10 protein-coding genes are annotated in these 12,603 nt (G+C 49.3%); 9 read left to right on the top strand and 1 reads right to left on the bottom strand.

Annotation, left to right across the window (positions count from 1 at the left end; translation table 11 throughout):
• Positions 1–338 precede the first annotated feature (338 nt).
• The 7 genes from LQ567_RS12730 to LQ567_RS12700 all read left to right on the top strand — a co-directional run bounded on the left by LQ567_RS12730 (position 339) and on the right by LQ567_RS12700 (position 9,874).
• Complete coding sequence (locus LQ567_RS12730) at positions 339–518, top strand: hypothetical protein (RefSeq protein WP_231004894.1); 180 nt, start codon at positions 339–341, stop codon at positions 516–518.
• Positions 519–765: 247 nt separating this feature from the next.
• Positions 766–1,608: a sugar phosphate isomerase/epimerase family protein gene (locus tag LQ567_RS12725; RefSeq protein WP_231004893.1), complete on the top strand. Its 843-nt coding sequence runs from the start codon at positions 766–768 to the stop codon at positions 1,606–1,608.
• Between the two features lie 307 nt (positions 1,609–1,915).
• Positions 1,916–2,590, top strand: a complete 675-nt coding sequence (locus tag LQ567_RS12720; protein WP_231004892.1) for a response regulator transcription factor — start codon at positions 1,916–1,918, stop codon at positions 2,588–2,590.
• 3 nt (positions 2,591–2,593) lie between these two features.
• Positions 2,594–3,922: a sensor histidine kinase gene (locus tag LQ567_RS12715; RefSeq protein WP_231004891.1), complete on the top strand. Its 1,329-nt coding sequence runs from the start codon at positions 2,594–2,596 to the stop codon at positions 3,920–3,922.
• Between the two features lie 103 nt (positions 3,923–4,025).
• On the top strand, positions 4,026–5,411 hold the full coding sequence (locus tag LQ567_RS12710) for a TolC family protein (RefSeq protein WP_231004890.1): 1,386 nt from the start codon (positions 4,026–4,028) through the stop codon (positions 5,409–5,411).
• Positions 5,412–5,449: 38 nt separating this feature from the next.
• Entirely contained in the window at positions 5,450–8,728 is a 3,279-nt protein-coding gene (locus LQ567_RS12705; RefSeq protein WP_231004889.1) for an efflux RND transporter permease subunit, read from the top strand.
• 33 nt (positions 8,729–8,761) lie between these two features.
• On the top strand, positions 8,762–9,874 hold the full coding sequence (locus tag LQ567_RS12700) for an efflux RND transporter periplasmic adaptor subunit (RefSeq protein WP_231004888.1): 1,113 nt from the start codon (positions 8,762–8,764) through the stop codon (positions 9,872–9,874).
• Positions 9,875–9,879: 5 nt separating this feature from the next.
• On the opposite strand, the gene LQ567_RS12695 is transcribed toward LQ567_RS12700, so the two are convergent.
• Positions 9,880–10,320, bottom strand: coding sequence for a hypothetical protein (locus LQ567_RS12695; protein ID WP_231004887.1), 441 nt, complete (start codon positions 10,318–10,320; stop codon positions 9,880–9,882).
• Between the two features lie 198 nt (positions 10,321–10,518).
• On the opposite strand from LQ567_RS12695, the gene LQ567_RS12690 reads away from it, so the two are divergent.
• Positions 10,519–11,883 (top strand): dipeptidase, encoded by a 1,365-nt coding sequence (locus LQ567_RS12690; RefSeq protein ID WP_231004886.1) that lies wholly within the window; start codon positions 10,519–10,521, stop codon positions 11,881–11,883.
• A 290-nt stretch (positions 11,884–12,173) separates the two neighbouring features.
• Entirely contained in the window at positions 12,174–12,563 is a 390-nt protein-coding gene (locus tag LQ567_RS12685; RefSeq protein WP_231004885.1) for an RNA-binding S4 domain-containing protein, read from the top strand.
• Positions 12,564–12,603: the final 40 nt, after the last annotated feature.

Raw genomic sequence — 12,603 nt, 5'->3', positions numbered from 1 at the left:
GTACAAAGAATCTGGTAATCATGATTAGATCTTATCCGTCAACAGCGGGCCCCATACCGGTTTTGATTATGACAACGGAACGCCATATATAATTGGCTCGTTTGCCGGAGGCTACCAGTCAAAGCCGTTAAAGCGTCGATTCCAGGATTTAAATATTGTAAATGACAGTCAGCGGGAAATTTTACGGTGATGTAAGGCAGCGTGCGGTTATCGGCTTAAAAGCCCGGTTGCTGGAGCGAAGATTTTAGAAACATTTGCTACCGGAGGCAACGGATTACTTTTTAAACCGGATCGCAGCAAATATCCCGATGCTGTACAGGAACAAAAAAGCTCCAAATATGGTCATTAGGTTGGTCATTGTGTATAGTTTGTATGATATCATTTTCAAGAACCGGGCCAAACCCCCGGCGCCCCAACTTGATCCGCGTCATGCTTCGCCGAACGGGCTTCAGGACGCTGTAAATGACCCGTTACAGCAGGTGAGCCGGATCCTCTCCCTGTTTTTGGCCGAAAAATGAATAGTGCTGACCCTTAGGCCGGTGGCCCTGCTACCAGTAATGGAACCTCCGGTAAAGGGCTACCTACAGCAGGACCGGTATAAATTTTCATTTTTTTAAGAAAAAAAAGGCATAGAAAGAAGGAATAGTTGCCGGCTTTCGAAAACGTTGTCTTAAAAAATGGCGCAGATCGGTTCCGGACATGGAAACATTTAATATTTTTAGGGCGTTGTGTAACGGTTCTTAAAATATAAATACAATTAGAAATATGAAACGATTTGCGTTGCTTTTTTTACTGGCAGCAGGTATAACGGTCGGGGCAAATGCCCAGGGAACAGTTAAACGGCCGGATCCGCAACCTGCCGCGGATACCCGGGAACCTTTTAAGTTGGGAATGGCCGGGTATACGTTTGCAAAATTTGGTCTGGATACCGCGTTGCAAACCCTGCAGCGGGCGGATGTACATTATTTCTGCATCAAGGATTTTCACCTCCCGTTTAACAGCACGGATGAGCAAATTGCGGCTTTTCATCAAAAACTGAAAGACAAAGGCGTTACCGGTTACGGAATAGGACCTATCTATATGAAAACCGAAGCGGAAGTAGACCGGGCATTTGAATATGCCAAACGGGTGGGGGTAAAACTGATCGTGGGCGTGCCCAACTATGAATTGCTGCCGTATGTAAATAAAAAGGTAAAGGAATACGATATGAAATACGCCATCCACCTGCATGGGCCGGATATGCCGTTGTATCCCGATGCAGATGATGTATGGAAAAATGTAAAGAACCTGGATCCGCGCATGGGTATGTGTTTGGATATTGGCCACGACACCCGGAATGGAAAGGATGCGGTTGCGGATCTGAAAAAATACCATACCCGGGTATTTGATATCCATCTGAAGGATGTTACCGGGCCTACGAAGCAGGGCTATTCCGTAGAAGTGGGCCGCGGCATCATTAATTTCCCGGCGTTTGTAAAAATGCTGCGCCAGGTAGGCTATACCGGGGTGGTAAGCCTGGAGCACGAGCGGAATATGGACAATCCGTTTATGGGCATTGCCGAATCTGTGGGCTACTTCAGGGCAATGTTGGTGGCTACGAAGAAGTAGGGAGCAGCTATCAGCCGTCAGAAGTCAGCAATCAGCTGTTAGCTTTCGGCTTTTGGCAATCAGCGTTTAGCAATCTCAGGTCTGGTGAGCACAGGCGCCATGTTTATTCAGGTCCGCCGGTGGCAACTTCCTGGTAACAGAAGACCGGAATACCGCCGGGCTGAATCTGGTCGTATGCCTGAAAAGAAGCACTCCGGATATTGAAAACTGGAATCTGAAAACTGGAATCTGGAATCTCAATTCTGAAAGCTGAAAGCTGACGGCTCCTTCAAAGTTTCTTCAAAACTCCTGCGTACTTTTGCGGGGGATGAAAATTTTAATCATTGAGGATAATATTGCGTTGTCTGCCAGCATCCGGGATTACCTGGAAACCGAGCATTTTATTTGTGAATGCGCATTTGGGGTAGATGAGGCAAGGGAGAAATTATCCATATTCACCTACGACTTTATTTTACTGGATATAATGCTTCCGGACGGTGACGGCCTGGACGTGCTGCGGTTTATAAAGGCGGAGAAAATCGTAAGCAATGTACTGATCATTTCGGCACGCGATGCGCTGGATGATAAAATAAACGGACTGGAGGGCGGGGCGGATGATTATATTACCAAGCCCTTCCACCTGCCGGAGCTGCATGCCCGGCTACGTGCGATGTACCGCCGGAACAGTCTTCAGGGCAGTCATATTGTTACAGCTAACGAAATAGAACTGGATACCAATACCATCGAAGCCAGGGTGCATTCCCTGTTGCTGGATATTACCCCAAAGGAATTTGATCTGTTGCTGTATTTTATTGTAAATAAGGACCGGGTGCTCTCCCGCCAGGCCATTGCCACGCATTTGTGGGGCGACTATACCGATAATCTTGCGAACTTTGATTTTATTTACCAGCATATCAAAAACCTTCGTAAAAAGATCGCGGCGGCAAACGGTAACGATTATATCGAAACCGTGTACGGTTTGGGTTACCGTTTTAAACTCTGACATATGAAACTGATCAACAAGATATCCCTTTGGTTTCTTTGTATTATTCTGGTGATCACCCCGGTTACAATGATCATTTCCCGGGCGGGCATCAAACGCAAAATGATCGAGTTTGAGGAAAAACGCCTGTTGTCGGTAAACGAACGTGTATACAATCTGCTGAAGGAAGGACAGCCGGTTGACGATTTTATCAGGGACCGGGAAATTCAAATCGCTGCCGTTAAGGGGCCGGTACCCAGGGAAAACCCGCAGGTGGTCCGGCGTGTGGATAATGCAGAAGGAATGAGTGAAAAAGAACTGGCGCTTTTTGTAACCAGTTACCGGCAGGTGAATGGTGTCGTTTATAAGGTTACCTCGCATAATTATTTTATCAATCCCAGCGAGTTCTTCAGCAGCATGTTCATTACCCTGTTGTGGAAAATGCTATTGCTGGGTATCGCTGTACTGATATCTGCGCGCATCCTGTCCCGGATCCTGTTTAAACCGTTTAAAAGCACGATGGAAGCCATCCGGAATTTCAATATCCGGCAAAAGCAAAAACTGCAGCTGGAACGATCCTCTACCCGTGAATTTAATGAGCTCAATTGTTTTATCGAAACCATGACCAATAAGGCCATGGAGGAATATGCAACGGCCCGGGAGTTCAGTGAAAATGCATCGCACGAGCTGCAGACACCCTTGGCCGTACTGCGCACAAAAACAGAGCTGCTCACCCAAACATCGCTCAACAGTCAGCAGGCCGACCTGATTGAGCATATGCAAACAGAGATCAACAAGCTTTCCAATATTACCAAATCGCTGGTATTGCTGGCCCGGATGGAAAATCATGAGTTCAATACCCGGGAAAAGATACGGTTCTGCCGGATCGCAAAAAATGTGATTGAAACCTATGCTTACTGGGCCGATCTGAAAAACATCACGGTTACCCGTAACACAGACAGCCGGGTATTTATACAGATACATCCTACGCTGGCCGATATCCTGGTGGCCAACCTGATGCGCAACGCCATCCGGTACAATGAAGAAAACGGATCGGTGCATGTAGAACTGACTACAGATTACTTCCGGATCAGCAATACGGGCGCCCCGGTAACCATTCCTCATAAAGACCTGTTCCGCCGGTTTAAAAAAGGCAGTCAGAAGAATGAGGGCGTGGGGCTGGGACTGGCCATTGTAAAGCAGATCTGTGAAGTATGTAATTTCCGGATCTCCTACGCTTATGTAGAGGGCCGGCATATTTTCTGTGTGTATTTTAATGAAAATTATTTATCCGAAATTGACGGCATTCCTTCCAATTCCAGCTTTCAGCGCGTGGTTTTTGCTGAGGTCTGAGCGCTGTTTTTTTAACCGGCTAACATTTTAACGGCAGCTTCAAAATTGCTTCAAAAAGATCCAGTTGATTTGCGCATTGTTTCCTCCAAATAGCGCAATAACAATGCACAGAAGATTTCTTTTTGTACTGCTTGCGGGCGTTTTTTCCGCAACAATAAATGCCCAGTCACCGCTTTCCCTGAAAGATGCGATCCGGATCGCAACGGAAAACTATCCTACCATAAAAGCAAAGACCGCGTATGCAACGGCATCGGCGCAACTGGTTGCAGCAGCCCGCAAAGAACAGCTCCCCAACGTGAACCTGGGCGTGCAGCAGGATTATGGTACCATTAACGGAACCAACGGTCCGCTATATGGTTTTGGTGGCTTAGCTACAGCCTCCTCCGGACCGGCGTTTGCTGCTCAAAACTGGAATGCGGCTTTTGGCGCATTGTATCTGACCAATGTAAACTGGGAGTTTTTTGCATTTGGAAAATACCGGGAGAAGGTGAAGGTGGCGCAGCAGGTATGGCAGCGCGATACCAAGGATCTGGCGCAGGAGCTTTTTGAACACAAAATAAAAGTAGCCGCTGCGTATCTTACCCTGGTGGCCAGCCAGCAGATCACGAAATCTTATGAAAAAAATGTAAACCGGGCCGATTCGATCCGCAGGTTTGTCATTGCCCGTGTAAAAAACGGGTTGATTGCGGGGGTGGATTCTTCATTGGCCAATGCCGAGTACTCCAGTGCGCAGATCCTGCTTACCAATGCCAGGGATAAGGAGCAGGAGCAAAAAAATATCCTGGCGCAGCTGATCGGTTCAGAAGATACCAGCTTTACCATTGACACCGTATTTGTTTCGAAGATTCCGGGCAGCTATACAAGCATGCCGGATACAAACCTTCAGCATCCGGTACTGGAATTTTACCGGAGCCGGATTGCAGTCAGCGACCAGCAATCGCAGTATATAAAAACGCAGTACTACCCGTCGTTTTCGCTGGTGGGGGTTTGGCAAGCCAGGGCTTCAGGGTTTGAAAGTGATTATATAACCGACCAAACCCATTATACATCGGATTACTGGAAAGGCATCAACCCCAACCGCTCCAATTACCTCATAGGAGTAGGGATGACCTGGAATATTATGCAGCCGGTACGTTTGTCCAGGCAGGTGCACGCGCAGCAGATGATCAGCCAGGCCCTGGAGGAAGAATATAATGCTGCGGCTTTGCAGTTAAAAACACAGTTGCGCACCGCAGATAATAAAATGAATAATGCGCTTTCGAACTACAAAGAGGCACCGGTACAGGTAAAGGCTGCCGGTGATGCCTATCATCAAAAATCGGTATTGTATAAAAACGGGCTTACCAATATGGTAGACGTAATGCAGGCCGGTTATACGCTGATACGCGCGGAAACCGACCGCGACATTGCCAATAACAATGTATGGCAGGCCCTTTTGCTGAAGGCAGCGGCCATTGGCGATTTTGAATTATTTGAAGCACAGTTATAACAACGAACCGGTAAGGATCATAAAAAGCAGGGACAGTTATGAATTTGATACGTTTTGCATTAAGAAAACCCATTACCATCCTGGTGATGGTAGCAGCGCTTTTCTTTTTTGGAATTAAGGCCGTAAGCACCATAAAGGTAGATATCTTTCCCAAGCTGGATCTGCCGGTGATCTATCTTTCGCATCCGTTTGGCGGTTATACGGCGCAGCAAATGGAAGCGTATTTCGGAAAGCAGTATATCAATATCCTGTTGTATGTAAACGGGGTAAAAAGCATTGAAACAAAAAATATCCAGAGCCTTACGCTCATCAAGATCAATTTTTACCCGGGCACCAATATGGCCCAGGCCGCAGCGGAGGTAAGCGCTTTCTCTAACCGGATCCAGGCCATCTTTCCCCAGGGATCCAACCCCCCGTTTATTATCCGCTTTGATGTATCTACATTGCCCGTGGGGCAACTGGTGCTGAGCAGTGACAAACGCAGTAATAATGAGCTGCTTGATCTGGCCAATGTATACGTACGTTCTTCCTTTACCTCCATTCCCGGCCTGGTGGGTTCCACACCCTTTGGGGGCAATGTGCGTACGGTAGTGATCAAGGCCAGTCCGGAACTGCTGCGGGCACATAATATGACGGCAGACCAGCTTGTGGCGGCGCTCCGGATCAACAACCTTTCCGCGCCTGCGGGTAATGTACGCATTCATGATAAGAACTATGTAACGCCGGCCAATACCACGTTAAAGGAAATAAAGGACTTTGAAAATATCCCGTTGTTTACCGGTACCGGCGCCGCGAATTTGTATTTGCGTGATGTAGCCACGGTAGAAGATGGTGCAGACGTAAGTACCAGTTATGCGCTGATCAATGGCAAACGTTCCGTATACGTAGATATTGCAAAAGCGGCGGATGCTTCCACCTGGGAGGTGGTGCAAAACCTGAAAAAAGCCCTGCCCAAAATTCAGTCGCAGTTACCGGAGGACGTAAAGCTGAGTTATGAGTTCGACCAGTCCACCTATGTGATGAACTCTGTAAAGAGTTTGCTGAGTGAAGGCGTAATCGGTGCGATACTGACCGGTTTGATGGTGATGCTCTTCCTGGGTGACCTCAGGGGCGCGCTCATTGTGATCCTTACCATACCCACCTCTATTATTACCGGCGTACTGTTCCTGAGCCTGTTCGGGCAAACGATCAATATCATGACGCTGAGCGGGCTGGCGCTGGCGATCGGGATCCTGGTAGATGAAAGTACGGTAACCATTGAGAATATTCACCAGCACCTGGACATGGGCAAGCCCAAGGCGCTGGCGATCTGGGACGCCTGTAAGGAGATCGCATTTCCCAAATTGCTGATCCTTTTTTGTATCCTGGCCGTTTTTGCACCGGCGTTTACCATGGGCGGTATTCCGGGGTCGTTATTCCTGCCGCTGGCACTGGCCATCGGCTTCAGCATGATCGCCTCTTACTTCCTGGCCCAGACCTTTGTGCCGGTAATGGCCAACTGGATCATGAAGATCAAGCACCAGAAGGGCAAGGACGGAAAAGAACTAAGCGAGCAGGAAGTGTTTGAAAGTGCTGCTATTGCAGATGCCGAAGAAGATACCTGGTCTCAAAAAGAAATATTGCTGAAAAGTGCGGACAGTAACCGGGATGGGAAAATCAGCCGGTTTGAAAAATTCAGGATGCGGTATATGCGGTTTATTGACCGGATGATGCCTCACCGGAAATGGATCGTATCCCTCTATATAGTGGTGATCGGGCTGCTGGCCTTGCTGTTCCTGAAACAGATCGGCCGGGATGTATTGCCCAAGGTAAATGGGAAACAGTTCCAGGTGCGCCTGCGTGAGCCGGATGGCACGCGTATTGAACGGACGGAGCTGAAAACACTGGACCTGATCAATGCGGTAAATGAAATTGTAGGAAAGAAAAATGTATCCATTACTTCTTCGTTTGTGGGCGTGCATCCGCAATTGTTTTCCACGGCACCTATTTTCCTTTGGATGGCCGGCCCTCATGAAGCGGTGTTGCAGGTGGCTCTGAAAGAAGATTACAGCGTAAACCTGGATGCATTGAAAGACAAGATCCGCAAGCGTGCCCGCGAGATCGCTCCTGAAATGAAGTTGTCGTTTGAACCCATCGAGCTAACGGATAAGATCCTGAGCCAGGGATCGCCTACGCCGGTTGAAATACGTTTTTCCGGAAGGGATAAAAAGATGAATGAAAAGTATGCGCTGATGATGATCGAGCGGCTGAAAAAAATCCCCTACCTGCGGGATGTGCAGTTGGGGCAGTCGATCCGCTACCCGTCGCTGAATATTAATATCGACCGCTTGCGGGCCGCACAATTGGGTACAGATGTAAATGCCATTTCCCGGTCGCTGATCGCATCCACTTCCTCTTCCCGGTTAACGGAGAAAAATATGTGGGTAGATCCTAAATCAAACCTGCCTTACAGTGTGCAGGTGCAGATCCCGGAAAATGAAATGGCCAGTCAGAACGCGATCAGTGAAATACCGCTTAGCGCCAACAATGCCCGTCCGCTGCTGGGCGATGTGGCTACCATTGAACCGGATGTGACGTATGGAGAGGCCGATAACCTGGGCTCGGTGCCGATGCTGACCGTTACGGCCAACCTGAACAATAAAGACCTGGGCGCTGCGGCAACGGATGTGCAACAGGCCATTGACGGATTGGGTAAGCTTCCACGCGGTTTGAATGTGAACCTGATCGGGCTCAGCGAAACCCTTACCGACACGCTGGACAGCTTGCAGGGTGGACTGATCGTTGCCATTGTGGTGATCTTCCTGATGCTGGCGGCCAATTTCCAGTCGTTCAAAGTTTCGCTCATCGTACTGGCTACCGTTCCGGCCGTGTTATTCGGGTCGATGGCCCTGCTGATGCTTTGCGGCTCCACCCTGAACCTGCAATCGTATATGGGAATGATCATGTCGGTGGGCGTATCTATTTCCAATGCGGTACTTTTGATCACGAATGCCGAACAGATCCGGAAACATAACGGCAATGCCCTGAAATCGGCCCGGGAGGCGGCCGCCCTGCGCCTGCGTCCGATCCTGATGACGGCGTTGGCGATGGTAGTGGGTATGATCCCCATGGCATCGGGCCTGGGAGAAGCCGGCGACCAGTCCTCACCACTGGGGCGTGCGGTGATCGGTGGATTGATCGCTTCTACGGTTGCCGCCTTATTTATTTTGCCGCTGGCATTTGCATGGGGGCAGGGAAAGGCAAAAACAGCCAGTGTATCCCTCGATCCGGAAGATGCGGAAAGCGTACATTACATACCGAATTTACATCACCATTAAACCTGATTTGCTCATATTTAACTACACGGAATTATGATAAAGACAATAAGAATGATCCTGGTTGGTATTGGTGCTGTTACAGCCGCCGCCGTTTTGCAGCGCTGCGGCTCAACCAATGCGGGTGAGGAAAAGGCCCCGGAAAAAGTACCGGCAGTACAGGCGTTCCTGCTTACCGAAGGCGCGCTGCTGGATACCTTGTCCATCCCGGGTGAGCTGGTGGCTTTTCAACATGTGGATCTGTTTGCAAAAGTGAGCAGCTTTGTAAAGAAATTGTATGTGGATGTGGGAAGTGAAGTGCGGGCAGGACAATTGCTGGCTGTGATGGAAGCCCCGGAACTGAATGCCCAGAGTGAAGGTGCACAGTCGCGCGTACAGTCGCAGGAAGCCGTTTACCTGGCCAGCAAGGCCACGTACGACCGGTTGCTGGAAACCAGTAAAACGCCGGGCACCATTTCGCAAAACGACCTGGATGTGGCCCGGGCGCGCCAGCAGTCAGACTATGCCCAGTACCAGGCGGCCAAGGCGGCGTTAAAAGAGGTGCACGATAATCGCAACTACCTGGAGATACGGGCACCTTTTTCAGGGGTTATTACCGCGCGCAATGTAAGTGCCGGCGCTTATGTGGGGCCGGGTGCCGGTGCCGTGCCGATGTTTACCCTGCAGGAGCAGAAAAAGCTGCGCCTGGTAGTGAACCTGCCGGAAAGCAATGCCGGTGTGCTGGATCAGAACGGGGCGGTACGGTTTACGGTGAAATCGTTGCCGGGGCAGCAGTTTGCTGCTAAAACCTCCCGGGTATCGGGCGCACTGGACAACCGGCTGCGGGCACAACATGTGGAAATGGATGTATTGAATACCGATAAGAAATTATTACCCGGAATGATACCGGAAGTACAGATTCCGTTACAGGCGGGCCACCAGGCTTCCTTTGTGATCCCGGGCAGTGCATTGCTCAATTCCAGCCAGGGAATTTATGTGATCAAGGTTATTAACGGGAAAACCGTTTGGGTGCCGGTAAAGACCGGTGTGCAAACCGGGGGCAAGGTGGCAGTATATGGAGATCTGCATGCCAGCGACACGCTCATTACCACGGTTACCGAAGAGGTACGCAACGGCGCACCGGTGGATGGGAAAGTTGCCCTGCAATAGCCGTGTTACTGTACGGAAAGGATCAGGTAATCGCACTCACCCAGGTGAATTTCGTCGCCTTTTCTTTTTCCTTCAAGATTGGCATAAGTAGGGGCATCTGTAGTAATCCCCGCCACCTTCTTGCCGTTGATCTCCAGCGGCGGAAGGGCTACACCCACCAGGAAGAAATATTCCGTTGTTTCTACCAGTGCCCCGGGGCCTGCATCGCTGCGTGACAGTTCCCGGTATTGTTTTACCATTGCTGCTGTATTTTCCGCCGTATCTTTCGGCTGTTGCAGCAGATTGTAAATATCTGTGGCCTGGTCGCGCTGGGAGATTGTATCCAGGTCGGCCGTGGCTTCTGTATCAATAGCTGCGTTGCTCTCCTGTGTATCGATCTCCTGTTCAATACCCGCGGTTTCGTTTTCAAGGGCTTTCAGAATAGCGTCGAGGATCTCTTTTTTCATTGCTTGCCTGTTTCTTTAAAGTTACGCATATTTATGGAGTTTCGAAGGAGTGCCGGCGTAGCCGGCAACAAGTACCGGAGGCATGACCGATGCTGCAATCGCCGCGCAACCGATTCGATGCGGTTTTTCTGCGCACCGGCAGCAGTTTCAGGCTAAATCGCTCAATTCCGTACCTTCGCGGGAACAAAAAATTATACTATGTCTGAAGTATGGAAAAAATACCAGGAGGAAAATAAAGAGCGTTTTCTTAATGAGATGATGGATCTTTTACGGATTCCTTCTATCAGCGCCAAGAGTGAGAATAAAGCGGATATGAAGCAATGTGCGGAGGCAGTTAAAGCGGCGTTACTGGCGTCCGGTTGTGATAAAGCGGAGGTAATGGAAACCGGCGGCCACCCGGCCGTATATGGCGAAAAGATCATCGACCCTTCAAAACCCACGGTACTGGTATACGGTCATTATGATGTGCAGCCAGTGGAACCGCTGGAACTTTGGAACACGCCTCCTTTTGAGCCCACCATCAAAGACGGTAAAGTATTTGCCCGTGGAAGTGCCGATGACAAGGGGCAGTTTTATATGCATGTAAAAGCCCTGGAAACAATGGTGAACACGGATACCATGGCCACCAATATCAAGTTTATTATTGAAGGTGAAGAAGAAGTAGGATCTCCTAACCTGGGCGCATTTGTGGCAGCGCATAAAGACCTGCTGAAAGCCGATGTGATCCTGATCAGCGACAGCTCATTGCTGAGCATGGAAAATCCTTCACTGGATACGGGTGTGCGCGGACTGAGCTATATTGAAGTAGAAGTAACCGCGGCTGCAAGAGACCTGCACAGCGGTACCTATGGGGGTGCAGTGGCCAATCCCATTGTGATCCTGTCGAAAATGATTGCCAGCTGTCATGATGAAAACAATCACATTACCATTCCGGGCTTTTATGATGATGTACTGGAGGTTTCTGCGGAAGAGCGGGAACTGATCAACAAAGCGCCGTTTAATGAGCAGGAGTATAAAGACGAGATCGGTATTAAGGAACTGTACGGTGAGAAAGGCTTTACTACCTATGAGCGTACGGGTATCCGGCCCACATTGGAACTGAACGGTATCTGGGGCGGTTATACAGGGGAGGGAGCCAAAACGGTATTGCCGGCAAAGGCAACGGCCAAGATCTCTGCAAGGTTGGTACCCAACCAAACCAGCGAAAAAATCACTAAGTTATTGCTGGAGCATTTCCGTAAGATCGCTCCATCCTGTGTGGAGGTAAATGCCTTTGAACATCATGGCGGCGAGCCTTATGGCACCCCCATCGATAGCAAGGGCTACCAGTCTGCTTCAAGGGCACTGGAAACCACCTTCGGTAAAACCCCCATCCCGGTAAAAGGTGGTGGTAGTATTCCTATTTGTTCGGTGCTGGAAAAAGAACTGGGCATCAAGATTATTTTCATGGGCTTTGGGCTGGATAATGATGGCCTGCACAGCCCCAACGAAAAATACAATATCGAAAACTATTACAAGGGTATTGAAACCATCCCTTACTTCCATAAGTATTTCGGGGAGTAAGATAAATAGCTACGAATGCACGAATGCCTTAAACGGATTTGTGTATTCGTGGTCTTTAATGCCAGACACGATGAACGCCACCTGTATCGGCGGAGCGCTGGGATCGCGGGTGGCAGACGACGACATCCGCTTTAATGTCCGTGATAGATACTGAAAACAAGTTCAGTATGACCTCATATAGGTTTCGTATCGATCTGAAGTACGTTCAGGCACGAATGAAAGAAGGTACGGGAGGAAAGAACGGCGAAGTGCCATTCCGGGATTGGTTGTAACAGCGCATGTACAAAAAAATGGAAAAAGAAAAACTACGTTTAGATAAATACCTCTGGTCCATCCGGCTTTTTAAAACAAGACGGCTGGCTACGGATGCCTGTAATAGCGGCAAAGTAAAATACCAGGAAGAGTCGGCCAAACCCGGTAAGAATGTGCATCTGGGCGATGTGTACGACGTGCGCACGGAAGGCCGCAGATGGGTAGTCAAGGTTACCGGTTTGCTCCATACCCGGTTGAAGTATGAGGAGGCCATAAAATATTATACCGACCTTACGCCGGCGGAAGAGCTGGAAAAAGCAAAGGTGCAGGCGGCTTCATTTTTCAGCGGAAAGCGGTTGAGTAAGATCGGCCGTCCTACCAAAAAGGAACGAAGAGACCTGGATGATTTTATGGACGGCGAGGAGTGAGGCGAAAAGAAAATTCCAAAGCTCAAATTCTAAATTCCAA

The sequence above is a fragment of the Niabella pedocola genome (assembly GCF_021044425.1).
GTDB classification, from domain to species: Bacteria; Bacteroidota; Bacteroidia; order Chitinophagales; family Chitinophagaceae; genus Niabella; species Niabella pedocola.
This window is presented reverse-complemented; position numbering and strand designations above follow the sequence as displayed.